The 23164-nt window shown below is 66.6% G+C and carries 26 protein-coding genes, 2 pseudogenes and 2 riboswitches; of the genes and pseudogenes, 11 read left to right on the top strand and 17 right to left on the bottom strand.

Translation table 11 applies throughout. The features are described 5' to 3' along the window. Position 1: 1 nt before the first annotated feature. From ABIB45_RS09820 to ABIB45_RS09790, 7 genes and pseudogenes are all read right to left on the bottom strand, one after another. A complete protein-coding gene (locus ABIB45_RS09820; RefSeq protein ID WP_354215667.1) occupies positions 2–652 on the bottom strand; it encodes an MBL fold metallo-hydrolase in 651 nt (216 codons plus the stop codon). A gap of 41 nt (positions 653–693) precedes the next feature. Beyond that, positions 694–1695 carry an aldo/keto reductase gene (locus tag ABIB45_RS09815; RefSeq protein WP_354215666.1) on the bottom strand — a complete coding sequence of 334 codons (1002 nt, stop codon included), beginning with the start codon at positions 1693–1695 and terminating at the stop codon, positions 694–696. 76 nt (positions 1696–1771) lie between these two features. After that, positions 1772–2401 (bottom strand): nucleoside/nucleotide kinase family protein, encoded by a 630-nt coding sequence (locus ABIB45_RS09810; RefSeq protein WP_354215665.1) that lies wholly within the window; start codon positions 2399–2401, stop codon positions 1772–1774. Positions 2402–2410: 9 nt separating this feature from the next. Continuing rightward, positions 2411–2773, bottom strand: coding sequence for a DMT family transporter (locus ABIB45_RS09805; protein WP_354215771.1), 363 nt, complete (start codon positions 2771–2773; stop codon positions 2411–2413). Then, positions 2773–3096 carry a DMT family transporter gene (locus tag ABIB45_RS09800; RefSeq protein ID WP_354215664.1) on the bottom strand — a complete coding sequence of 108 codons (324 nt, stop codon included), beginning with the start codon at positions 3094–3096 and terminating at the stop codon, positions 2773–2775. Before ABIB45_RS09800 ends, ABIB45_RS09805 begins: the two co-directional genes overlap by 1 nt. A gap of 9 nt (positions 3097–3105) precedes the next feature. Beyond that, positions 3106–3170, bottom strand: a riboswitch (guanidine-III (ykkC-III) riboswitch). Positions 3171–3238: 68 nt separating this feature from the next. Continuing rightward, positions 3239–3517, bottom strand: a pseudogene (locus tag ABIB45_RS09795) (ferritin-like domain-containing protein); the annotation flags it as partial. 84 nt (positions 3518–3601) lie between these two features. Then, entirely contained in the window at positions 3602–4255 is a 654-nt protein-coding gene (locus ABIB45_RS09790; RefSeq protein ID WP_354215663.1) for a HutD/Ves family protein, read from the bottom strand. Positions 4256–4356: 101 nt separating this feature from the next. On the opposite strand from ABIB45_RS09790, the gene ABIB45_RS09785 reads away from it, so the two are divergent. Then, positions 4357–4956, top strand: coding sequence for a phosphoribosylanthranilate isomerase (locus ABIB45_RS09785; protein ID WP_354215662.1), 600 nt, complete (start codon positions 4357–4359; stop codon positions 4954–4956). A 113-nt stretch (positions 4957–5069) separates the two neighbouring features. Next, positions 5070–5471 carry a YccF domain-containing protein gene (locus ABIB45_RS09780; protein ID WP_354215661.1) on the top strand — a complete coding sequence of 134 codons (402 nt, stop codon included), beginning with the start codon at positions 5070–5072 and terminating at the stop codon, positions 5469–5471. A gap of 70 nt (positions 5472–5541) precedes the next feature. Here ABIB45_RS09780 and ABIB45_RS09775 read toward each other — a convergent pair whose 3' ends face one another. From ABIB45_RS09775 to ABIB45_RS09765, 3 genes are read right to left on the bottom strand one after another with little or no spacing between them, the layout of a single operon-like run. After that, complete coding sequence (locus ABIB45_RS09775; RefSeq protein WP_354215660.1) at positions 5542–6348, bottom strand: 2-phosphosulfolactate phosphatase; 807 nt, start codon at positions 6346–6348, stop codon at positions 5542–5544. Continuing rightward, complete coding sequence (locus tag ABIB45_RS09770; RefSeq protein ID WP_354215659.1) at positions 6345–7214, bottom strand: DUF4031 domain-containing protein; 870 nt, start codon at positions 7212–7214, stop codon at positions 6345–6347. Before ABIB45_RS09770 ends, ABIB45_RS09775 begins: the two co-directional genes overlap by 4 nt. A 50-nt stretch (positions 7215–7264) precedes the next feature. Further along, positions 7265–7357: a BBE domain-containing protein gene (locus ABIB45_RS09765; protein WP_354215658.1), complete on the bottom strand. Its 93-nt coding sequence runs from the start codon at positions 7355–7357 to the stop codon at positions 7265–7267. Between the two features lie 85 nt (positions 7358–7442). On the opposite strand from ABIB45_RS09765, the gene ABIB45_RS09760 reads away from it, so the two are divergent. From ABIB45_RS09760 to ABIB45_RS09745, 4 genes are read left to right on the top strand one after another with little or no spacing between them, the layout of a single operon-like run. After that, the gene (locus ABIB45_RS09760) at positions 7443–7853 is read left to right on the top strand and encodes a TOBE domain-containing protein (RefSeq protein WP_354215657.1); all 411 of its coding nucleotides are present in this window, start codon (positions 7443–7445) and stop codon (positions 7851–7853) included. After that, positions 7850–8650, top strand: a complete 801-nt coding sequence (gene modA / locus ABIB45_RS09755) for a molybdate ABC transporter substrate-binding protein (protein WP_354215656.1) — start codon at positions 7850–7852, stop codon at positions 8648–8650. Before ABIB45_RS09760 ends, modA begins: the two co-directional genes overlap by 4 nt. Positions 8651–8656: 6 nt before the next feature. Further along, complete coding sequence (locus ABIB45_RS09750; protein WP_354215655.1) at positions 8657–9511, top strand: ABC transporter permease; 855 nt, start codon at positions 8657–8659, stop codon at positions 9509–9511. Beyond that, positions 9508–10572, top strand: coding sequence for a sulfate/molybdate ABC transporter ATP-binding protein (locus ABIB45_RS09745; RefSeq protein WP_354215654.1), 1065 nt, complete (start codon positions 9508–9510; stop codon positions 10570–10572). Before ABIB45_RS09750 ends, ABIB45_RS09745 begins: the two co-directional genes overlap by 4 nt. 94 nt (positions 10573–10666) lie before the next feature. On the opposite strand, the gene ABIB45_RS09740 is transcribed toward ABIB45_RS09745, so the two are convergent. Beyond that, positions 10667–11914 (bottom strand): Nramp family divalent metal transporter, encoded by a 1248-nt coding sequence (locus ABIB45_RS09740; protein WP_354215653.1) that lies wholly within the window; start codon positions 11912–11914, stop codon positions 10667–10669. 308 nt (positions 11915–12222) lie between these two features. Between ABIB45_RS09740 and clpB the strand changes: the two genes are divergently transcribed. Then, positions 12223–14880, top strand: a complete 2658-nt coding sequence (gene clpB / locus ABIB45_RS09735; RefSeq protein WP_354215652.1) for an ATP-dependent chaperone ClpB — start codon at positions 12223–12225, stop codon at positions 14878–14880. Positions 14881–14980: 100 nt separating this feature from the next. Here the strand turns inward: clpB and ABIB45_RS09730 are convergent, their stop codons facing one another. Both ABIB45_RS09730 and ABIB45_RS09725 read right to left on the bottom strand, forming a co-directional pair. After that, complete coding sequence (locus ABIB45_RS09730; protein ID WP_354215651.1) at positions 14981–15283, bottom strand: acyl-CoA dehydrogenase family protein; 303 nt, start codon at positions 15281–15283, stop codon at positions 14981–14983. Positions 15284–15295: 12 nt separating this feature from the next. Then, positions 15296–16228, bottom strand: coding sequence for an acyl-CoA dehydrogenase family protein (locus ABIB45_RS09725; RefSeq protein WP_354215650.1), 933 nt, complete (start codon positions 16226–16228; stop codon positions 15296–15298). Positions 16229–16583: 355 nt separating this feature from the next. Continuing rightward, a riboswitch (SAM riboswitch) is annotated at positions 16584–16697 on the bottom strand. Positions 16698–17508: 811 nt separating this feature from the next. Here ABIB45_RS09725 and ABIB45_RS09720 point away from each other — a divergent pair. Then, a pseudogene (locus ABIB45_RS09720) lies at positions 17509–17619 on the top strand (muconolactone Delta-isomerase family protein); the annotation flags it as partial. 40 nt (positions 17620–17659) lie between these two features. Here ABIB45_RS09720 and ABIB45_RS09715 read toward each other — a convergent pair. After that, on the bottom strand, positions 17660–18322 hold the full coding sequence (locus tag ABIB45_RS09715) for a septum formation family protein (RefSeq protein ID WP_354215649.1): 663 nt from the start codon (positions 18320–18322) through the stop codon (positions 17660–17662). A gap of 268 nt (positions 18323–18590) precedes the next feature. Between ABIB45_RS09715 and ABIB45_RS09710 the strand changes: the two genes are divergently transcribed. The 3 genes from ABIB45_RS09710 to ABIB45_RS09700 all read left to right on the top strand — a co-directional run bounded on the left by ABIB45_RS09710 (position 18591) and on the right by ABIB45_RS09700 (position 19842). Beyond that, positions 18591–18824: a DUF3073 domain-containing protein gene (locus ABIB45_RS09710; RefSeq protein ID WP_354215770.1), complete on the top strand. Its 234-nt coding sequence runs from the start codon at positions 18591–18593 to the stop codon at positions 18822–18824. A gap of 237 nt (positions 18825–19061) precedes the next feature. Continuing rightward, a complete protein-coding gene (locus ABIB45_RS09705) occupies positions 19062–19628 on the top strand; it encodes a VOC family protein (protein ID WP_354215648.1) in 567 nt (188 codons plus the stop codon). Then, entirely contained in the window at positions 19516–19842 is a 327-nt protein-coding gene (locus ABIB45_RS09700; RefSeq protein WP_354215769.1) for a VOC family protein, read from the top strand. Before ABIB45_RS09705 ends, ABIB45_RS09700 begins: the two co-directional genes overlap by 113 nt. 74 nt (positions 19843–19916) lie before the next feature. Here the strand turns inward: ABIB45_RS09700 and purM are convergent, their stop codons facing one another. The 3 genes from purM to ABIB45_RS09685 all read right to left on the bottom strand — a co-directional run bounded on the left by purM (position 19917) and on the right by ABIB45_RS09685 (position 23151). Continuing rightward, positions 19917–21086: a phosphoribosylformylglycinamidine cyclo-ligase gene (gene purM / locus ABIB45_RS09695; RefSeq protein WP_354215647.1), complete on the bottom strand. Its 1170-nt coding sequence runs from the start codon at positions 21084–21086 to the stop codon at positions 19917–19919. Further along, the gene (purF, locus tag ABIB45_RS09690; RefSeq protein ID WP_354215646.1) at positions 21083–22768 is read right to left on the bottom strand and encodes an amidophosphoribosyltransferase; all 1686 of its coding nucleotides are present in this window, start codon (positions 22766–22768) and stop codon (positions 21083–21085) included. The genes purM and purF overlap by 4 nt, the downstream gene beginning before the upstream one ends. Positions 22769–22836: 68 nt before the next feature. Next, complete coding sequence (locus tag ABIB45_RS09685) at positions 22837–23151, bottom strand: hypothetical protein (RefSeq protein ID WP_354215645.1); 315 nt, start codon at positions 23149–23151, stop codon at positions 22837–22839. Positions 23152–23164: the final 13 nt, after the last annotated feature.

The following is a 23164-nucleotide window of genomic DNA, read 5'->3' as shown; positions in this document are numbered from 1 at the left end:
CCTACCAGCCGCGGGCGCGCCACTCCTCAAGGTGCGGGCGTTCCGCGCCGAGGGTGGTGGGCTTGCCGTGGCCCGGGTGCACCACGGTGTCATCCGGATAGGTATCGAACAGCCGCTCGCTGACGTCGCTGATCAACTGGTTGAACCGCTCAGGATCCTTCTGGGTGTTGCCCACGCCGCCGGGGAAGAGCGAATCCCCGGAGAAGATGTGGGCAGGCCCGGCCGGATCCCGGTAGACAAACGCAACCGAGCCCGGCGTGTGGCCGCGCAGGTGCACTGTGGTCACGTCGAAGCCGTCGAAGTTGCCGACGTCGCCGTGGTCCAGCAGCAGGTCCACCTTCACCGGAAGCTCCGGGGCGTCATCCGTTCCGGCCGCCGTCCTGGCGCCAGTGGCTTCCACCAACGCGGGCAGTGCGCGGACATGGTCCCAGTGCTGGTGCGTGGTGGCGATGAGCGCCAGCGTGGCCGTTGCAGCGGTGTCCGCGGCGGCGTCCTGCAGCAGCCCCTGGATGGCAGGCAGGTTGTCCGCGGCGTCGATCAGCAGTTGCGCGCCGGACTCCTTGGCGGTTAGCAGATACACGTTGTTATCCATCTCGCTGACCGAAATCCGGCGGATGGTGATGTCCCGTAAATCATGAATGAGCGTGTCCATGGGCTTCAGTCTATTCACAGCGGTAGCCATTCACGGCCTGGTTATTCACGGTCCTGGGACACCCAGTTGGGCTGCGCCGAACGGGAACCGACGACGGCGTCCGCAGCCTTGTCCAGTGACTCCAGTTGCGCCGTGGTCAGGACCAGGGACAGGGCGCCGAGGTTCTCGTCGATCCGGTGCGTTTTGCGCGTGCCGGGGATGGGCACCACGGGAATGCCCAGCCGCTTGCCCTGGGCCAGCAGCCAGGCGAGGGCGACTTGGGCAGATGTCGCGGCCAGTTCGGTAGCTACGGCCTGAACCGCTGCCACTACGGACTGGTTGGCTTCGGCGGCGTCCTCGGCGAAACGCGGGATCCGGCGTCGGAAGTCGTTGGCTCCCAGGCTCGACGCGTCCACGGTGCCGGTCAGGAATCCCCGGCCCAACGGCGAATATGGCACGAAGCCCACGCCCAGGCCTGCCGCGGCCGGAACAACGTTGCGTTCCACATCGCGGCTCCAGATGGACCACTCGCTCTGGACCGCGGCGATCGGATGTACTGCGTGGGCTACAGCCAGCTCCTGCGCGGTCACCTCAGACAGGCCAAGGTGTTTGACCTTGCCCTGCTGCACCAGCCCCGCCATGGCCTCCACGGTTTCCACAATCGGAACGCGGAGGTCACGGCGGTGCATGTAGTAGAGGTCGATCACGTCCGTGCCGAGCCGCTGCAGGCTGGCGTCCACGGCCTGCCGGACGTAGGCGGCGTCCCCGCGGACGTCCGTGTAGCCGGTCCCCGGAGTGCCCACCAGCGAAAACTTGGTGGCCAGCTGGACCTCGTCCCGGCGCTCCTTCAGCAGTTTCCCGATGAGTACCTCGTTGCTGCCCCCGCCGTAGATGTCGGCCGTGTCAATGAAGCTGACGCCGGCATCCACGGCATGGTGCAGGGTCTTGAGGGCCTCGTCCGGGTCAACTTCGCCGTAGACCGGGGTGAGGGCCATCCCGCCGAATCCAAGGGGACTGACCGTAAGTCCGTCGCCGAGGTGAACCGATGGTGCAGATGCAGTCATGAGCGCGCTCCGTTCGTTGTGCAAGGCTGGTCCAGCCAAGAACCACGCTCCCGGCTGCGGTATTCCTCGCAGTTTCCTATACCCAGGGGATGATCCGGTCCGCTCCCTGGCGTGTGGCCTCGATCTGCACAGCGTTGGCTTCATCCGGGCCGAGGGCCCAGGCTTCCGCCACGGTCCGTTCCATGCCGAACTGCACATGCCGGTCCACCAGCCGGGCCAGCCGCAGCGCAGGGGGAGTGTCCACAAACCAGACCTGATCCAGCTGCGCGCGGACCTCCTTCCACGGCGGTGCCTCCGCCAGCAGGTAGTTCCCCTCGGTGATCACCAGCGGCACGGATGCCGGAACGGCGATGGACGCGGCCACCGGCTCGTCCAAGGTGCGCCGGAATTCCGGCGCGTAGACAACAGCCTCATCCCGCCGCACCAGCCGCTGCAACAGCGACAGGTACCCGCCGACGTCGAACGTGTCCATTGCCCCTTTGCGCTGCCGCAGCGGTGTGCCGTCGATGATCGCGTTGCCGAGGTGGAAGCCGTCCAGCGGCACGACAACGGCAAGGTCAGGGCCGAGTTCCTGCTGCAGCCTGGCCGCGAACGTGGACTTGCCGGAGCCCGGCGCGCCGGTGATGCCCAGCAGGGTCCGGCGGCCGCCGGCCTCGAGCCCGCGCCTCAGTGCCTGTATCGCCTGCGTTACCTCGGGGGAGTCCATGGCAAAAGCCTAAACCGGCCGGTCCTGCCGGGCCTTGGCATCCGCCGGCAGCGACTTCAGCCCGGCCGCGCAGCCCACGATCCCGCCGATGAACAGCACTTTCAAAACACTGAAGGGTTCGACGCCGGTGGCCATGGCCCAGCCGACGGTCAGGGCAGCGCCGATCCCCACCCAGACGGCGTAGGCGGTACCCAGGGGAACGCTGCGGATGGCAAGCCCCAGCCCAATCATGCTCAGCGTGGCCGTCACGGCGAAGACCAGCGTGGGGAGGGGATGGGTGAAGCCGTCGGACAGGCCCAGGGCGGTGGCCCACACCGCTTCCAGAACGGCGGATCCCAGGAGCAACAGCCAGGCAGCCGAACGGGACTTCATCACGCCACCACCTTCAGGCCAACCACGCACGCGGCGATGCCGGTCAGCAACAGCAGGCGCGCCGTCGTCGGACGTTCAGCCTTGGTGATGATGGCGTAAGCGGAGGTCAGCACCACCCCCACGCCCACCCAGACGGCGTAAGCGGTCCCGGTGGGGATGGCCTGCATGGCGATGGCGAGGCCGGCCATGCTGGCGAGGACGGAGACCAGAAACAGGGCGGCGGGGGCGATGCGGCGGCGGCCTGTAGCTTGGAAGGTCCGGTGCAGCGCGGCGGCCCAGACGGCCTCCAGCGCCCCGGAAAGAATGAGGATTAACCACGACATGACAGATCCTTTGGCCAGTCTTGTCGCGTGCCGGGTACTGAACCGTCGTCCGGAGGTCCGTTGCGGAGCCTTGCTATCAGAGTAGCAACGCCCGACGGCGGGTGGCCGGGTTGGTGGCCAACCTCGCCGCCGGGCGAGAGTCCTAAAGTGCGCCGTCGGCGGCCTCGGGGGCGGAGGAGTCGCGGCCGAGGCCGCCGATGGTTTCGCGGGCGATGAAGTTCTCAATGTCGAACAGGTTGTCTGCGCGCTCGGCGATATTCAGAAGGGTGGTCATGGAGGCAACCTCTTCCACCTGCTCCTTGAGGAACCAGAGCATAAACTGCTCGCGGTCCAGCATGTACTGGACCATCATCATCGCGTGGTTCCGTTCCTCCACCGACTGCCGGTAGAAGTAGCGTGCCAGCTGCGGGAGGTCTTGGTTGACCCCGAGTCTAGGAGCGGGGTCATCGGCCGACCAGTGTGGAAAGGCTCAGATAACGAAGGCGAGGCTGGCCCTTCAGCCGCGTCAGCCCGCCACGCGGTCGATCGAAACCACGGCCAGGAAGCCGCGCCCAAGGATCTCGGGGGAACGGGTATCGGAACCGACGACGGCGTCGTACCGGTGGAGTGCCTCGGGTTCGGCCGGGGCGGCGGCAGCGTCGCCGTCGGCATCTTCATCAGCGCTGCTGGCATCAGCGTTGAGGGCGTTCGCAGCGTCGGCGGCGCCCGCGCTCACGGTGGCCTGGCCCTGCAGCAGCACCGCGAGTTGACCCTCAAAAACCGGGTGCGCGCGCTTTTTGGAGAGCTCGATGATGGACGTGAAGCCCTTGAAGGAGCCGGTCCGGGTGATCACGTTGAGGTCCCGGATATCGCCGGTGGGCAGGGCCCCGTGGGTGGCCGCTTCGCCGGAGAACCGGAAGGGACGGTATTTTTCCAGCGGATGCTCGGCGCCGTCGACCGTCAGCAACAGCAGCTCGCCGTCGATCACGGTCAGCACACGCTCCATGCCCGGGAATGCCGAGAAATCCCCGGCTTTGCTGACATCGGCGATGCTGACGCGCCAGTCCCAGGCACCGTCCTGCGCGGACGCCGCCTTGGGATGGCTGGCCAGTTCGCGGGTCACCCCGCCGCCGTTGCGCCACGGTTCGGACCTGAGTTCTGCGAAGCGGATGATCTCCATCCGTCCAGCCTAGTTTGTTGCCGGCCCCCATCGGCGCAGGCTCCAATCCCTGCTAATGTCCTCCCGGGAGACATAGCGAAAACAGCCTCAAGGAGCCGGGAATGTTCGTCAAAATTTGTGGTCTCAGTACGCCGGAATCGGTCCGGGTTGCTGTCGAGGCCGGGGCTGACGCCGTCGGTTTTGTCCTGACGGCGAGCCCGCGGGCGGTCACGCCGTCCCAGGTTTCCGGGCTCCTGGCCGACGTGCCAGCCGGGGTGGCCGCCGTCGGCGTGTTCCGGCATGAACCTGTGGCCGACGCCCTTGCAATCGCCCGCTCCGCCGGAGTCAAATGGATCCAACTCCACGGGGACCTCACGCCGGAAGACGTCACAACAGTGCACGCTGCCGGCATGAAGCTGATCAGGGCGGTCACCATGGCAGCCACCGCGGACGCGTTCGCCGACTGGGGCGAGGAAATCCTATTGATTGATGCCGCCGTCCCAGGCTCCGGAGAGACCTGGGACTACGGCTCCATGGTGGAGGTGACAGCGATTGAGGACCGCAACTGGCTGTTGGCCGGCGGGTTGGATCCCCACAACGTGAACCAGGCGGCCGCCTCCGCCGGCGCGTGGGGCGTGGATGTCTCCTCCGGCGTCGAAGCTTCGCGTGGGGTGAAGGACCTGGACAGGATCCGCGCGTTCGTGAAAGCCGCCAAGGGCTAAGCCAAGGGTGAAGGCAGGGGCTAAACCCTTGGCCTCGATCCTCAGCGAGGATTCAGGCTCCAATCAGGGCAGACCCCGACGTTTTTGTCGGACCTGCAAGGCACAATGGACAGATGAAGACACTGCTCAACATCATCTGGCTGGTTTTCGGCGGACTCTGGCTTGCCCTGGGCTACTTCCTGGCCGGCATCATCTGCTGCCTGCTCATCGTGACCATCCCATGGGGCATCGCGTCGTTCCGGATTGCGGCCTACACACTGTGGCCGTTCGGGCGCATGGTGGTGGACAAGCCGGGCGGAACCGGGGTGTTCTCACTCGTGGGGAACGTTATCTGGCTGGTGGTTGCGGGCATCTGGATTGCGATCGGCCACGTGGTCACAGCCTTCGCCATGGCGGTCACCATCATCGGCATCCCGCTGGCCATCGCCAACCTGAAGCTCATCCCGGTGAGCCTGATGCCGCTGGGCAAGCAGATCGTTCCCACCAACACGCAGTTCATCACCGGCTACCGCTGACCCTGAGCTGACGGCTTGGATGCGCAGGTTCGTCGGGGCAGTCCTGCACCGGCGGGCGCGGCCGTAAACATCAGCGTGGGCTGAAGGCCCCGTTCACCAGGATGGCCACGGCGGCGCTGTCGTCCAGCTCGCCGGCGATATCGACGTCTTCCGGGTACCCGGAACCAGTCAGCTCGCGGCCGGTGGAGCAGTTGTGCAGCATCTCCCGCAAGCGCGGCTCCGCGGCCTCGAAGACAGCCACCGCCGCCACGGCCTCCGGCGAATACCCGTGCCGGCCGTCGTCTGCCTCATAGCCTCCCTTTCCGGCGGCCACCAGCCCTGCAATAAAAGCACCGGCGCCGATCTGGTCCTCCACAGCGGGACGGAAAGTGCCGTCAGGCCAGCGTTCACCGGCGCAAATCACCGCGATCACGGCGTCTTCGGGGAGGCTGGCCGCCACCCAGTCCGCTGTAGCTGCGGCGTTGCGAAGGCACACGGCCGCTATCAGCGGGACCTCTTCGGCAAGCTCATGGCAGAGTGCCGAGCCGTTTGGGGACGGCAGGACCACCCGTTCGAGGGTATCTGCAGCGCGGAGGCTCGCGGGTGACAGGCTGAGCCCGCCGCCGTCACGGGGTCCGGCCAATTGGGCCCGGTGGTGGGCGGCGAAGTCCTCCGCGCTGGTGTCCTTCCACGGGTAGGGAAAAACGTCGGCCCCACGGTCCAGCGCGACGCTGACGCACGTGGTGAAGGACAGGACGTCCACCACCACCGCAAGGTCCGCGCCGGACGTGACTGCCCGGGCGCCGTCGGAACCCCATTCCAGGCGGACGGAAAAAGGCATTTGCCGGAGCGTTGCGCTGGCGGAGTGATGCGTGGCCCTCGAACCGGGAGCGTTCACGTTAGTTCACCCTTCAGATTTCGGTGCGCGGCATCCTGCCACAGCTCCTTGGCCCGCCCGGTATGGAAGAGCGGGTCCAATTCAAGCAGTTGACGCACGACGGCGGCGCGTCCGGCAGCGAAATCGGCGTCGCCGATGTGCGCGTAGTCTTCCCGGACGGCGGCCACATACCGGGCGTACGGCTCAGGTTCGCCGGCGAGAACGGACAGGTCCGCGTCGCAGAGGAGGGCGCCGTCGTCGTCCCCCGGCTCCGGGCGGTGGTCCGACGTCAGCCTGACCAGCCGCGCAACTTCCTCGATCTCGGCCGGCGGAAGCCCCGCGTCCGCCAGGCGGTCCTCGGCGAGCCGGGCCGATTCCTCCTCGTCCTGGCCTGCCACCCCGCGGTACACGGCGTCGTGGAACCAGGCGGCCAACAGCACGGTCCGCGGCGGATCGGCGGGGTCGGTGAGCAGGTCCAGCGCCTCGAGCACAGCCAACAGGTGGGTGCGGGCGTGGTACTTGCGGTGCTCTTCGCCCCAACGGTCCAGCAGGTCAAGGAAGAGGGCATCGTGGCCGGGCATGATGCTTTCCCAGCGGTTCAGGAGCGGCACTTTCAAGGACTTGCTGCGCTGCCGGGCCGGGATGCGCAGCCCGCTGGCGATGAGCTTGCGGACCAGGATCCTCGCCTCCACCGGTATGGCACCGGCGGCCACCAGGTCCTCGAATCGGCGCTCCGGGACGTCGTAGTGGTCGCCGTCGAACGCCCGGTCCGGGATGCCGGCCGCCGCGGCGAAAGCATGCAGCTCGTCCAGCGAGGTGTCCGAGACAAGGTGCGAAAAGTGTGTGCCGTGGGCGGGCCACAGGGGCGGGTCCAGGTAAATCGCCATAGGGGAAGTCTAGTGCGGGCCGTGCACATCAACCCGCCAAGCGGGAGTACTCAGGAGCCGGCCGGCAGGATGTTCTGGTTGCCCTGGAACACGTTCTTCGGGTCGAAGTCACGCTTAACCATGGGCAGCCGCGGACCCGCCACCACAAACCTCCCGCCCGGACCCGAACACCTGCCGGAATGCCATAACTAGCTCTCCAAAACCGCAAATGCGGACTATTATGGGCAAATGCCCACTATTCGCGTCTCCGAAGCAGCCAGGTTCCTGGGCGTCAGCGACGACACCATCAGGCGCTGGACAGACAACGGCACCCTCACCGCCATCAAGGACGACGCCGGCCGGCTGGCAGTGGACGGCCTGGAACTTGCCCGGCACGCCCAGAATCTCGCCCAGCTTCCTGACGATCCGCACCGCAGCGGCAGTTCAGCGCGCAACCGGTTCGTCGGCCTGGTCACCGGCATCACCGCCGACACAGTGATGGCGCAGGTGGAGCTCCAGTGCGGCCCGTTCCGCGTGGTCTCGCTCATGAGCAGCGAAGCCGTCCGCGATCTCGGCCTGGAACTCGGCTCTGTGGCCACCGCGGTGGTCAAGGCCACCACTGTCATCATCGAAACCCTGCACGGAAAGGGCTCCGCATGAGGCGCGGCGCCCTTGCTGCCATGGCGCTGGTGCTCGCCCTGGTGCTCGCCGGCTGCGCCGCGGTTGGTCAGGGAGGCGCCGCAGGGCAGGGCGGAACGGACGACGGCGCCGCGTCAGGCGCCGCGGGCACCGTCACCGTTTTTGCCGCCGCGTCCCTCAAAGCCGCCTTCACGGACCTGGCCGGAAGGTTCGAGGCGGAGAACCCGGGGACGGACGTCGTCCTCAGCTTCGCGGGTTCGGCCGATCTCGCCACCCAAATCACCCAGGGCGCCCCGGCCGATGTCTTTGCCTCCGCGGACACCCGGACCATGGACAAACTCACGGGCGAGGGCCTGGTGGACGGCGAGCCCAGGAACTTCGCCACCAACACCCTGACCATCGTGGTCCCGCCCGGCAACCCCGCAGGCCTCACCGGCTTCAGCGACCTCGCCAGGTCTGGCGTCAAAGTGGTGGCCTGCGCCAGCCAGGTCCCGTGCGGCGCCGCAGCCCGGGCCATCGAGCAGGATACTGGCACCACGCTCAGCCCGGTGAGCGAGGAATCCTCGGTCACCGACGTCCTGGGCAAGATCACGTCGGGGGAGGCCGATGCCGGACTGGTCTACGTCACTGACGCCAAGAGCGCAGGGGCCAAGGTAAATGAGATCCCGTTTCCCGAGGCCGCCAAGGCCGTCAACACGTATCCCATCGGCGCGGTGAACGGCGCCGGGAACAAGCCTGCGGCCCACCGGTTTGTGGAGTTTGTCCTCGGCGCCGAAGGCCAGGCAGCCCTCGCAACGGCCGGCTTCGGCAAGCCGTAGGATCCCATGACCGCCCGTAAAGCCGCAACCTACACCGGCATCCCCGCCTGGATCTACGCCGTCGCGGCCGGCGGGGCGCTGTTGGTGGTGCTCCCGCTGGCGGCGATGGTGGCCAAGGTCAACTGGGCCCAGTTCATCCCGCTGGTCACCTCGGAATCCTCGCTGACGGCCCTCGGCCTAAGCCTGCGTACCTCAGCCGCCAGCACAGTCCTATGCATCGTCCTGGGGGTGCCGCTCGCGCTGGTCCTGGCCCGCGGCAGTTTCCCCGGCCAGCGGGTGCTGCGCTCGCTGGTCCTGCTGCCGCTGGTGCTGCCGCCGGTGGTGGGCGGCATCGCGTTGCTGTACACGTTCGGCCGGCAGGGACTGCTGGGCCGGACACTCGAAGTCGCGGGCCTGCAGATCGCATTCTCCACCACCGCCGTGGTCCTTGCCCAGGCTTTCGTTGCCCTGCCATTCCTGGTGGTCAGCCTCGAGGGGGCACTGCGCATCGCCGGCCCCAAATACGAAGCCGTGGCCGCCACCCTCGGCGCCAGCCCCAGCACCGTATTGCGCCGCGTCACGCTGCCGCTGGTGCTGCCCGGCGTTGCCTCCGGCGCGGTCCTGTCCTTCGCCCGCAGCCTGGGCGAATTCGGCGCCACCCTCACCTTCGCGGGCAGCCTCCAGGGTGTAACCCGGACCCTGCCGCTGGAAATCTACCTGCAGCGCGAAACGGACGCCGACGCCGCCGTCGCACTTTCCCTGGTCCTCGTAGCCGTCGCGGTGGCCGTGGTGGCGCTCGCCTACCGCAGCCCCCGGGCGGCCAGGCAGGCCACCTCCGGGAGTACGACGGCGGCGCCCGCCGCTGGCGGTGCGGTCCCGTGACGTTCCGGGTCCGGGCAGCCGTGGCTGATCGGGGATTCGAGGTGTCCCTGGGCGTCGGACCGGCCGAAACAGTGGCCGTGATGGGGCCCAACGGCGCGGGCAAATCCACCTTGCTCAACGTCGTCGCCGGCCTCCTGCATCCGGACTCGGGCACAGCTGAACTGGACGGCAGAAGCCTTTTCAACCTCGCCGCGGGCCGCGGATCATGGACTGCACCACACCGCCGCGGCACCGCCCTCCTGGCTCAGGAACCGCTGCTTTTTCCACACCTGAGCGTGCTGGACAACGTCGCGTTCGGGCCCCGGAGTGCGGGCGCCTCGAGGGAAGCCGCCAGGAAATCCGCCCTGCTGTGGCTCGCGGAAGTCGAGGCCTCGGAGCTCCAGGCCAGGCGCCCCGCAGAGCTGTCCGGCGGGCAGGCGCAGCGCGTGGCGGTGGCCCGGGCGCTTGCGGCCGACCCCGGACTCCTCCTGCTGGACGAGCCGATGGCTGCACTGGACATCCACGCCGCGCCACTGCTCCGGCGCCTGCTCAAGCGCGTACTGGCCGGCCGGCGCGCCATCATCATCACCCACGACGTCCTCGATGCCCTGATGCTGGCCCACCGCGTGGTGATCCTTGAAAATGGCCGGATCAGCGAGGAAGGCCCCACCCGCGAGGTCCTGCAGCGGCCGCACAGCCGGTTCGCCGCCGGGCTCGCCGGGCTCAACTTTGTGGCGGGGCAGATCACGGACCACGGCCTCCGGGCGGACGGGCTGGAGTTCTACGGCCAGCACCACGACCTGCCCGGCCCGCTGCCCGCCGGACAGGCGGGCGTGGCGGTCTTCCCGCCGTCGGCCGTTTCCATTTTCGTGTCCGAGGCGCACGGCAGCCCGCGCAACTCCTTCCCCGTGACCGTGACCGACCTGGAGCCGCACGGGGACCAGATCCGCGTCCGCGCCGGCGAAAACGGGCAACTGAGCGCCGATATCACCCCGGCAGCCGCGTCGGATCTCGCGCTCTCGCCGGGCGCGCGGGTCTACTTCGTGATCAAGGCCGGCACCGTGGCTATCTACCCCGCCTGAGCGGCGCCATCCCCCGAGTTTTTGTCCAGATAATCTGCTGCGGGGGCGCCATTTGGAAGATTATCTGGACAAAAACTCCGGGTAACAAACACGGTCAGGACGGGCCGAGCACAGTGAGGACGATCAGCACGCAGTTCAGGCCGACGATGAGCGTCGCACTGGTCCAGCCGGCGATCTTCAGCGGACGGGAGTCCGTGTGGATGCCCATCACCTCACGTTTGCCCGTGAGCCGAATCAGCGGAATCAGTGCGAAGGGGATCCCGAAGCTAAGCAGGACCTGGCTAAGAACCAAGGCCAGGGTCGGCTCGATTCCGGCGCCCAGAATCACCAGTGCAGGGATCAGGGTGATCACGCGCCGGATGAGCAGCGGCACGCGGATCTTCAGCAGCCCGCCCATGACAGTGGCCCCGGCGTAACATCCCACGGACGTGGAGGCCAGCCCCGAGGCCAGCAAACCAATCGCGAAGACGACGCCGATCCCGGGCCCCAACGCCGCCGTCACCGCTGCGTGCGCCCCGGCGATCGTATCGGTGCCCTCCACCCCGCGCAGGCTGGACGCCGCCAGCAGCAGCATCGCGATATTCACCACGCCGGCCAGCAGGAGGGCGCCGCCGACGTCGTATCTCGTGGCCCGAATCAGCCGGGTCCGCACCGCCGGGTCCTCGGAAAAGCCGTGCCGGTCCCGGGCGAGGGCCGAATGCAGGTAGATCGCGTGTGGCATCACCGTGGCCCCGAGCATACTTGCCGCGAGCAGGACGGTATCAGTTCCCTCGAACCGCGGCACAAGCCCGGACAGGGCGCTGCCGGCGTCCGGCGGGTTTACGAACAAACCGGAGACGAATCCGACGGCGATCACGCCAAGCAGGGCCAGGATCGCGAGCTCAAAGGACTTTTGGCTCCGGTGGGACTGCAGCGCGAGCAACACCATCGATGCCAGTCCAATGATGACGCCGCCGGTCAGCAGCGGAAGTCCGAACAGCAGATTCAAGGCCACCGCACCGCCGATGACCTCGGCCATGTCCGTGGCACCGGCGACGATCTCCGCCTGCACCCAGTACGCCCGCCGCCGACCGTTCCCAAGACGCTTGCCCAGAATCTCCGGCAGGCTCATCCCCGTGGCCAGCCCCAGCTTCGCAGACTGGTATTGCACCAGAACGGCCATCGCATTAGCCATGACGAGCACCCACACCAGCAGGTACCCGAAGCTCGCCCCGGCTGTGAGGTTGGCGGCCACGTTGCCCGGGTCCACATAAGCTATGGCAGCCACAAACGCGGGACCCAGCAATAGGAGCCTGGACCAGACCCGGGTCACCGGGCGCTCGCGAAGGGTGGTAACTGCCATCGATCATTCCTCGTCATTGGGGCGCGCTGATATTCCGAGGATAGACCAAAGTTAGGCATACCGAAAAGTAGTAATTAGGTACCCTGAAGCGATCGCATCCGGCGCTGGAATGCGCGCGCGGAACAAAGGTCCCCGGTCACACCCGTGTCCTAGGTAGATCATCGGGGCGGCGATACAGTGCAAAGACACTACTCTGCGGGAGCCCCGGTGATGTCACTGAAGGGCAAAAATGCTGATGATGTTGCAAACATCAAAGTTGAGCGTAGTAGACTCAACTTAGTTATTGAACATCCCGGAAGGAGCTCTCTTTGGACATCAAATTCACCACCAAGAGCCAGGAGGCTCTTTCGGCAGCAGCCATGAACGCCTCCACGGCAGGGAACCCGCAGGTCGAGCCGGCCCACCTGCTCAAGGCGCTGATGGACCAGCGGGACGGTGTCTCCGTCGCGCTTCTCCGCGCCACCGGTGCCGACCCGGACGCCGTGAGCGTGCAGGCGAGCGGTGCCATCAAGGCACTCCCGGCAACCTCGGGCAGCTCCACGCAGCAGGCCCAGCTGTCCCGGCCCGCGCTGCAGGCCATGCAGAACGCCAGAACCGAGGCCGACCGCCTCGGTGACACCTTCGTGTCCACCGAAGTGCTGCTGCTGGGGCTCTCCGCCGGAAGTGACGCCGTCGGCCGGTTAATGCGCGACGCCGGTGCCTCCCATGAGGCGCTTCTGGCCGCCCTGCCGGGTGTCCGCGGTGACCGCAAGGTCACCAGCCCCGACCCCGAAAACACGTTCCAGTCGCTGGAAAAGTTTGGCACCGACCTCACCGCGATGGCACGTGCGGGCAAGCTGGACCCGGTCATTGGCCGCGACACCGAGATCCGGCGCATCATCCAGGTGCTGAGCCGCCGCACCAAAAACAACCCGGTGATCATCGGCGAACCTGGCGTGGGCAAAACGGCCGTCGTCGAGGGCCTGGCCCAGCGGATCGTGGCCAACGATGTCCCCGAAAGCCTGCGCGGCAAAACGCTTATCGCCTTGGACCTGGCCTCCATGGTGGCCGGAGCCAAGTACCGCGGCGAGTTCGAGGAGCGGCTGAAAGCGGTCCTGGAGGAGATCAAGCACTCCGAAGGGCAGATCGTCACGTTTATCGACGAGATCCACACCGTGGTGGGCGCCGGTGCCACGGGCGAGTCCTCCATGGATGCCGGAAACATGCTCAAGCCCATGCTGGCCCGGGGGGAGCTGCGGCTGATCGGTGCCACCACGCTCGATGAGTACCGCGAGAACATCGAAAAGGACCCGGCACTGGAGCGCCGGTTCCAGCAGGTCTACGTGGGTGAGCCGAGCGTCGAGGACACCATCGGCATCCTCCGCGGACTCAAGGAACGCTACGAAGCCCACCACAAGGTGACCATCGCCGACTCTGCCGTGGTGGCCGCTGCCACACTGTCCAACCGCTACATCTCGGGCCGCCAACTGCCGGACAAGGCCATCGACCTGGTGGACGAGGCCGCCTCCCGGCTGCGGATGGAGATTGACTCCGCGCCGGAGGAAATCGACCAGTTGCGCCGCGCCGTCGACCGCCTCACCATGGAGGAGCTTGCCCTCGAAAACGAAAAAGACGCCGCCTCGGTGGAGCGCCTGGCTGCCCTCCGCGCCGACAAGGCGGACAAGACAGAAGAGCTGGACGCGCTCAACGCCCGGTGGGAAGCCGAAAAGGCCGGCCTGAACCGGGTGGGCGACCTGAAGGCGAAGCTCGACGAACTCCGGAGTGCGTACGACAAGGCGGCCCGCGAGGGCGACCTGGAGACGGCGTCACGCGTGCTCTACGGCGAAATTCCGGCCGTGGAGCGCGAACTGAACGCCGCCACCGAGGCCGAAGCGGCCGTGACCGACAAGTCCGCCCAGATGGTGGCTGAGCAAGTGACCGCCGACGACATCGCGGAGGTCATTTCCGCCTGGACCGGCATTCCTGCCGGACGCATGCTGCAGGGCGAAAGCCAGAAGCTGCTGCACATGGAGGAGGAACTGGGCCAGCGGCTGATTGGCCAGTCCAAGGCTGTGACGGCAGTATCTGACGCCGTCCGTCGCGCCCGGGCCGGGATCAGCGATCCCAACCGCCCCACGGGTTCGTTCCTGTTCCTCGGACCCACGGGAGTGGGCAAGACTGAGCTCGCGAAGGCGCTGGCGGATTTCCTCTTCGACGACGAACGCGCCATGGTGCGGATCGACATGTCAGAGTACGGCGAGAAGCACTCCGTGGCACGGCTCGTGGGCGCACCTCCGGGCTATGTCGGCTACGAGGAGGGTGGCCAGCTGACTGAGGCCGTCCGCCGTAGGCCGTATTCGGTGATCCTGCTCGACGAGGTGGAGAAGGCCCACCCTGAGGTCTTCGACATCCTGCTGCAGGTGCTCGACGACGGCCGCCTCACCGACGGCCAGGGCCGCACCGTGGACTTCCGCAACGCCATCCTGGTGCTCACCTCCAACCTGGGCAGCCAGTTCCTCGTCGACCAGAGCCTGGACGCCCAGGCCAAGCGGAATGCCGTCATGGCCACCGTCAACGCGTCGTTCAAGCCGGAGTTCCTGAACCGGCTGGATGAGGTGGTGCTGTTCGGCGCGCTGACTGTGGACGAGCTGTCCCACATTGTGGAACTGCAGGTGGCTGAACTCGGAAAGCGGCTGCATGACCGCAGGCTCACCCTGGAGGTGTCCGAGGGCGCCCGTGCCTGGCTGGCCATGTCCGGTTACGATCCGGCGTACGGTGCCCGGCCGCTCCGCCGGCTGGTGCAGCGCGAGATCGGGGACCGCCTGGCCAAAGCCATCCTGTCCGGTGAGATCGCGGACGGCGACACTGTGCAGGTGGACACCGCGGCCGACGTCGAAGAACTCACCATCGAGGGGCAGGAGGCTCTGACGGGGCCCGACGGCGGTGCTCCCGCCGGCACCGGCCTGGTGGTCCGGCGGAAAAAGTAGGTGGGCGGGGCCGGCGGCGGAGCAACACCCGGATCTGGGGCTGGCCGGCGGAAGCACCCTATGGCCGTTCGTATGCCCGCAGACCACCAAGTAGGGCCGGCTAATTCGCGGTGTCGGCCTTGCGGCCGGCGCCGATGGACCAGACGCGCGGGGGAGTGGTGCCGTTGACGGCGTAATCGCCGACGATGCGGGCCTTGAAGACCCACGGGTTGTGGCTCGCGGCCGTGCGGGCGTTGCGCCAGTGCCGGTCCAGGTTCTTCTTGGTGCTGGTGCCGGAGGCGGCGAGGGCGTCGAAGATGTCCGAGGTAGCCCGGGTGGAGAGCTCCGTCAGGATGACCTGCGCCTGGGCGGTTTCGAGTTCGGCGAGGTCGTTGAGGCGCTCTTCCTCTTCGGAGTTGTTCAAGAATGAGCCTTGCTAGGCTCCCTGCAGTGCGCGGGCGGCGCGTTCGAGGGTGGCTTCGGCTGCGTAGGCTCGGGCCGATACCTGGCCAACGACCTGGAGGATCTGCGGGTCGGCTGCGAAGGAGTCGGCGTTGCCGTGGGAAAAGATCCTCGTCCGGTTGCGGACCTCGGTGGCGATCTCCCGCTCCGCGGCCTTGATGCTTCCGGCCAGCACGGCGAGGAGCACGGCCTGGTAGAACGCGGTCTGGTACTTGAAGCGGGTGTCGAAGTCGATGACGTTCCCCGCCTCGACGGCTGCGTCCGTAAACGTGCTGGTGCCGGAGCCGGTGGTGCGCTGGCCAAAGCCGTCCCAGTCATCGGAGTGCGCGACGCCGGGCTGGTGGGCGTTAACCACGGCGATCACCTTGACTTCGTTGTCTGTGCGCTGGGCGAAGGTGTCGATCCAGTCGGCGAAGATGCTGCCGGTGGAGTAGTACTTGGTGCCGTTGATCCTGAAACCACCTGTGGTGCTTTTATGGTCCGGGCTGACCTTGGTGAGGACGTCGCCGATCTTGACGGTGCCGACCTCGGTCCAGGAGTTGCCGGCGATCTCGCCCTTGACGAAGCGCTCCAGCCACAGGGCGCGCTGGGGGCCGGTGGAGACGAGACGGTCCTCGACGAACGCGAAGTGGCCGCGCAGGGCCTGCGGAATGTTCGAGTCGGCGGCGGCAAGCTCGGTGAGCAGGCGGAATAACTGGGGCAGTGTGGCGCCGAACCCGCCGTCCGACACAGGTACACGGAGGGCGCCGAAGCCTGAGGCGGTGAGTTCCTTGATTTCGGCGAAGGGCAGTTGGTGGTCCTGCTCGCGGGCGCTGGCGCCCTCGGCAATGCGGGCGAAGATGGGACGGAACCGGTTGGCGAGGGTGTCGTAGTCGGCCTCAGGGGTGGTGGCGGTTAGTGATGTCATGGGATTGCCTTTCGTTCATGTTCTGCGGGAAGTGGATTTTGTTTTGCTGAGAAGTTGTTCGTGGAGTCTTTATGCGGAGACCGGTTCGGCCGCCCCGCTGGTACGGAGCGCGGCTTGTCAGGGATCCTGCGAACGGCTGGTTTTGCTGATCACCAGGGCCGCGGCGTAGAAGACGGCGAGCAGGGCAACCAGCGCGCAGAACCAACCGAGCCCGGCGGACCCAAGCTGAGCAGGGCGTTGAGCCCGACGTAAAGGGCGGTGATGCCGAAAGGGACAATGCCGGAAGCCCCGGAGAGGATCAGGCAGAGATAAGACATGGAATATTTCCGTCCACGAGGACGCCACGCCGAAGCGGGCTCGATGCTTGCCGCAGCGCTTTTGCGAGGCGGCCGGATCTTCACCTGGGGCACCCCACCACGAAGAGGGTTGCCGCCCAACAAGCCAGGGCTCAATGTTGGAACTCTTGATCTGTGAGTAGGACTCTATGGGCCGCGGGCCGGCCGTACAACAAAGTTGACGCCGAATGAAGGGACGGCTCGAACGCGCGGAGCGTCTGCGGCCTGGATTACAAAAGAAGTCGACCTGGCGCCCGGTAAGCGCGGCGACGGGGGACCCCCAGCCTCCCGTGCCTTCCACCGCAGCGAACTCCGTGGACGGCGCGCTACTCCGCATTGAAACCCTAAGTTCCACGGATGGTGCGCCCCCTTTACAAGAAGATGACATCAGTGACACTGGGCTGCGACATCGGAGGAGCATCCTGGTCTAAAGGGTTAACCTGCACAAAGAAGGAGCTGGCCGAGGCTACAGCCGGTGTCTAGATTGGCGGGGCGTTTCCGAACTGGATATTGTTCAAAACGTACCTTGGGGCAACTCCTCACCCTGAGGTCAGACCGGCAATCGTGAGTCACCCGAGATGATCTCCGTCCGAAGCCCCGCCAGCGGGTCACCGAGATCGACCGGGCCCTGCACTTCTCCGGACCCACCAAGCCCCTTGCGGTTGACGTCGACGCCGGCACCATCGCGTCCAAGCTCAACAACAGCCGGATCCTTGCCTTGGCCATCGGCGCACTGGCATAGCCTACGTGGTGGTCCACTTCATCCGCGGCGGCGGCGTTGACCTGAACCTGATCAACTTCTTCATCCTCTTCCTCGGCATCCTGCTCCTGGGCACCCCCAACGCCTAACGCCTGGAACGATCTTGTCCAGCCGTTCTGGATCCTGCCGGCACTGGCCATCTCCAAACTCAAGCTCAAGGACTTTATGGGTTACACCGTGCTCATGATGCCGAAAGCAACGACGAACTGCACAACATGCTTTCGGGCCTGCCGCTGTTCCCGTACATGGACATCTCGGTCACACCCCTGGCGAAGCACCCCTCAGACATCCACTGACGCTGGAACTGATGCAACGACGTCGTGCTCCCTTGAACAGTCAGGGGAGCACGCTGGCGTTGATCGCATTTCCGCCGTCGGCCATGACGTAGCAGTCCACCCGGCGGTCGCCCGATTCCCAGCTCGTGCTGCTGGGGTACGCGCGCTGGAAGTTCAGCGGGTAGTCATTGGCGGCAGGTGCCAGCCTGGCCGCCTGACAGGCTTCCAGGGCCTTGGCGGCGAGGGCTTCCCGGCCCGGGTAAGAATCATTGCCCGGGTAGCGGAAAACGGCCACCAGCTGGGCGGAGTGGCCCGTATCGCAGGCCACCACCGTTGACCGCAGCGCCGCAGCATCAAAGTCCTTGAAGCAGTCCCCCAGCCGGTAGTCCGGCGGAGTTACACCGTCGCGGGGAAGTGCGGGCGGGGTGGGCAGGCGAGTGGGCAAAATCTCCACGACGCCGGAGCCCGGGTCTGCGGGCGGGCCGGTTGTCTCTGCTCCGAGCCAGCTCGCGAGCCACACCAGCCCGGCCACCACCCCCAGCAGAACCACCGCAAAGACTGCTTTGAGGGAAGTGGATGCTACCCGCCGGGGTTTTCGCGGCGGGTGGCCCGTCGCTGCGTCCGTCTCTGCCGCTGTTTCCGCCGGGGCTGCCACCTGTGGCACACCCGCTGTGGGCGGGGCGGCAGGTCTGGGCGGGATGGGATGCTGTTCCCTGTTGTCCATCCGGATACCTCCCGTTTCGCCTTGTCAAAGTGCCGTTCCGTGCACCCGCACCGGCAGCTGTTGAAGAGACTCTATCCAACAAAAAAGCCCGCAACCCGCGGTTCGGCGCGGTAAGGGTACCCGACATGGCCGTCGAACGCACAGGCTGGCAAGCACCTGCCGCCGAAAGCATGTAATCTAGGTGTACGACAAATTGACCAAACATTCCGGGGCCTCACCGATAGCCAAGGTGACCACCTCCGGTCCGAGTACAAAAGGGGGTCACGCCATGGGGCGCGGCCGTCAAAAGGCAAAAGCTACCAAGCAGGCTCGGGATATTAAGTACTATTCCCCGAACACTGACTATTCAGCCCTCCAGCGCGAGCTCAAGGGCCCTGAAGGTCGAGCCACAAGCCATTTCGCGAATGAGCCCGTTGAACCGGACTATTCGGCTTATGTGGATAAGTACGCGGACGATTTGGAAGAAGACGACGACGAGGTACATACCCGTCGCATCGGCTAGTTGTCGCAAACCGGATTCGCCGTAGGGCAGCCGGTCCCGTGACGCCGCAGTACACTCGGACGCCACATCTGTTCGCTTGTACAGCGCTTCTTTTTTCAGCACCCCGGATCCGGGCGGACCTGCGGTGCTGGCCTCAGTTATCAGGCCCGTTGCCTGTGCCGGAATCCGGTGCAGGCGGCGGGCCTTTTGGTGTTGACTGGAGTCTGATGCGATGTGCCGCCCGCGAAAGGACCTCCCATGACAGAGAACTCCCCCACTCCCCGCTACCGGCACGGCGAACCGTGCTGGGCCGACGTCCAGACCCGGGACGTCAACGCCGCCAAGGCCTTCTATGCAGCGGTATTCGGTTGGACGTTCAAGGACCTGCCCACCCCTGATGGCCGCAGCTACGCCAAGGCGTTCGTGGGGGAGGACCTGGTGGCCACAGTCGCGCCGCAGAACCCGCACCAGGAGGCGCAGGGGACCCACGCCCAGTGGAACATCTACTTCGCGGCGGAGGACGCCGCAGGGCTGGCCGAGGACGTCCCGCACGCCGGCGGCTCGGTGCAGTTCGGCCCCGAGGAAGTGGGGGACACCGGCGTGATGGTGTTTGTGGATCCTCCCGGCGGCGGGACCACCGGGGTCTGGCAGTCCGGAACGCACACCGGGACAGGCCGGTACAACCAAACCGGGTGCGCTCTCCTGGACGGAACTGCTGACGCCCGAGCCGCAGGCCGCCGTCGGGTTCTTCCAGCAGCTGTTCGGCCACGAGGTGACCGAGTATCCCCAGGACGACGGCGGGACCTACTCAACGCTGATGGTTAACGGTGCCGAAGTGGCAGGGATCGTCGCGGCTGAGGCTCCGGCGAGGTGGCAGATCTACTTTGGCGTCTCCGACGTGGCCGACGCCGTGCGCAAGGCTGCGGCGGCCGGGGCGGATGTACTAATCGCGCCGGAGTCTGACGAGGACGATGCTCCCGGTGCCACCGCAACCCTCAAGGATCCGCAGGGTGGCGTGTTCAGCCTGCTGGAGGTCTGAGGCGGAATATTAAGCAGGAACGCCCCGCAGCCGCTGACGAGCGGATGCGGGGCGTTCCCGTTCGTTTAAGCGCCCTAGGCGTAGGCGTTGACCAGGCGGACAGCGCCGCCGTCCACGCCCTTGGCGCCCTGGATGTAGTCCGGACCGGACTTGAGGATGGAATCCGAGTCCGCTGTGACGGTGCCCATGATCCAGGACGGCAGGCCACGGTCGTTGAGACGGCCCACGGCGGCGTCGGCAGCTTCGGCGGACACGATGGCCACCATGCCCACGCCGAGGTTCAGGGTGCGCTCCAGGTCGGCGAGCGGGACGTTGCCCAGCTCGGAGACCAGCTTGAAGATGGCCGGCAGTTCCCAGGTGGCGCGGTCCACCGTGGCCACGAGGCCCTGCGGCAGGACGCGGGCCAGGTTGGCGGCCAGGCCGCCGCCGGTGACGTGGCTGAAGCCGTGCACAGCTGCACCGCCGGCGGAGCCGCTGACCGGGAAGGTGCGGGCCAGGTCCAGGCAATCGGCGGCGTAGACGCGGGTGGGTTCCAGCAGCTCTTCGCCGAGGGTGCGGCCGAGTTCGGAGACCTGGCGGTCCAGGGCCCAGCCGGCGTGGTTGATGACGCGGCGGACCAGGGAGTAGCCGTTGGAGTGCAGGCCGGAGGAGGCCATGCCAATGACAACGTCGCCGGCGCGGACGCGGTCCGGGCCGAGGAGGTCGGAGGCTTCGACAACACCGGTGGCAGCACCGGCGACGTCGTACTCGTGCTCGCCCAGCAGGCCGGGGTGCTCGGCGGTTTCGCCGCCCACCAGGGCGGTGCCGGCAACTGAGCAGGCCGCGGCGATGCCACGGACAATGTCTGCGATGCGCTCAGGGACAACCTTGCCGCAGGCGATGTAGTCGGTCATGTAGAGCGGCTCGGCGCCAACCACCACGATGTCGTCCACCACCATGCCCACCAGGTCAAAGCCGATGGTGTCGTGGATATCCATGGCCTGGGCGATGGCAACCTTGGTGCCCACGCCGTCGGTGGACGTAGCCAGCAGCGGGCGCTTGTAGGTCAGCAGCTTCGAGACATCGTACAGGCCTGCGAAGCCGCCCACCCCACCGATGACGGAGGAGTTGTGGGTGGCCTTCACGGCACCCTTCATCAGCTCAACGGCGCGGTCGCCGGCTTCAACGTCAACACCGGCAGAGGCGTACGTGATGCCTGCGGCGTTCCCGGAAGTGTTGCCGGCGGCGGGGGTTGCGGAAGTCATACGGACTCTTTCTTGTCGGCGCCGGTGATGGCTTCGTGGAGGATCGCGGGAACGTGGTCTTCTTCGGTGAGCAGGTTCTCGAACTCGGCGTCCGGCCCCGGATCGCAGCCGGTGGCTCCGGCCTTCTCCGCCGGGTCCTCGCCGTCGTCGACTACGGGTGCAGCCAGGGCGGCCGTGGCGCCGGGGAGAGCAGAGGCCGACGGCGTCAGGCCGCCGAGGTCGGTGCGCTCCAGCAGGTTCTTGCCCAGTTTGTCCGAGCCGGGGAGCTCGATGGGGTATTTGCCGGTGAAGCAGGCGGTGCAGAGGCGTTCGCGGGGCTGCCGGGTGGCGTCGATCATGCCGTCTTCGGAGATGTAGGCCAGCGAGTCGGCGCCGATGGCCTGGGAGATTTCGTCGATGGTGGCGCCGTTGGCGATCAGTTCCGCACGGGAGGCGAAGTCGATGCCGTAGAAGCAGGGCCACTGCACCGGCGGGGAGGAGATCTTCACGTGAACGGACGCGGCGCCGGCTTCCCGGAGCATCCGGACGATGGCGCGCTGGGTGTTGCCGCGGACGATCGAATCGTCCACCACCACAACACGCTTGCCGCGGATCACGGATTCAAGGGCGTTCAGCTTGAGCCGGATGCCCAGCTGGCGGAGGGTCTGGGAGGGCTGGATGAACGTGCGTCCCACGTAGGAGTTCTTGACGAAGCCGTGCGCGAACGGGATGCCGGATTCCTCGGCGTAGCCCACAGCGGCAGGGGTGCCGGATTCAGGAACCGGGATGACGATGTCAGCTTCCTGGGTGTTTTCGCGGGCCAGCTGGCGACCCATCTCCACGCGGGACTCGTACACCGAACGGCCGGCGATCGCCGCGTCCGGACGCGCGAGGTAAACGTATTCGAACACGCAACCGGCCGGCGTCGCTTCCGCGAAGCGCTCGGAACGTACGCCGGCCTCGTCGATGGCGATAAATTCGCCCGGTTCGATTTCACGAATGAAGCTGGCGCCGACGGTGGCCAGGGCGGACTGCTCGGAGGCAACTACCCAGCCGCGTTCCAGCCGGCCGAGGACCAGCGGGCGGATGCCGTAGGTGTCGCGTGCTGCGTAGAGGGTGCCTTCATCCATGAAGACGAAGCAGAAGCCGCCCTTGATCTTCGGCAGCAGCTCCATGGCGGTCTGTTCGAGGGACTTGCCCTCTTCGCCCTCCAGGAGTGCGGTGACCAGGGCGGTGTCCGAGGTGTTGCCCTGCTTCATTTCGCCACTGAGCTGGCCGCCGTTGCGTTCCATGATCATGGCGTTGAGCTCGGCAGTATTGGTCAGGTTGCCGTTGTGCGCAAGTGCCACGGTCCCGGTGCTGGTGGCACCGAGGGTGGGCTGGGCGTTGGCCCAGTGGCTGGCTCCGGTGGTGGAGTAGCGGCAGTGTCCCACCGCCAGGTGCCCGGTCAGGGTGTTCAGCGTGGTCTCGTCGAAAACCTGGGAAACGAGGCCCATGTCCTTGTAGACGTTGATCCGCTTGCCGTCACTGGTAGCTATACCAGCCGACTCCTGACCACGGTGCTGCAGTGCATACAGCCCGTAATAGGTTAATTTTGCTACTTCTTCACCTGGTGCCCAGACCCCGAACACGCCACAAGCGTCCTGAGGGCCTTTTTCGCCAGGGAGAAGATCATGAGAAAGTTTTCCATCGCCGCGTGCCACCGGTCGATTATCTCACGAGATGGGGTAAGACTTTTCCGCGGCCACGTTTGTGACTGCCGGCAGGCAGCCTACTGGCCGGTACCGTCGTCGGGCTCGGAATCAGGGACGGCTTCCACCACGGCGCGTTCCTGGTGCCTGACGCTCCAGCGGTCTAGGATCAGGGCCGTCACGGCGCCCAGGATGGCCCCGCCCGCACCGAAGGTGACCAGGAAGAAGCCGAACACCGATCCGCGCTCAAAGCTTTCATCACCGGGGAGCGCGTACGCCACCACGGCTGCGACGGCGACGCCCACCAGCGCGCCGAGAATGAGGAACGGCACATATTTGGGTGCCCGGCGGACGGTGACCTGGCGCCGCTCGGCGGGTGTTTCTTCAGAAGGCATGCCATCTAGCCTA

The sequence above is a fragment of the Arthrobacter sp. UYCo732 genome (genome assembly GCF_040547265.1).
Lineage (GTDB): Bacteria > Actinomycetota > Actinomycetes > Actinomycetales > Micrococcaceae > Arthrobacter.
Note: the sequence above shows the minus strand (reverse complement) of the source record. Positions and strands in the feature narration are given on the sequence as shown.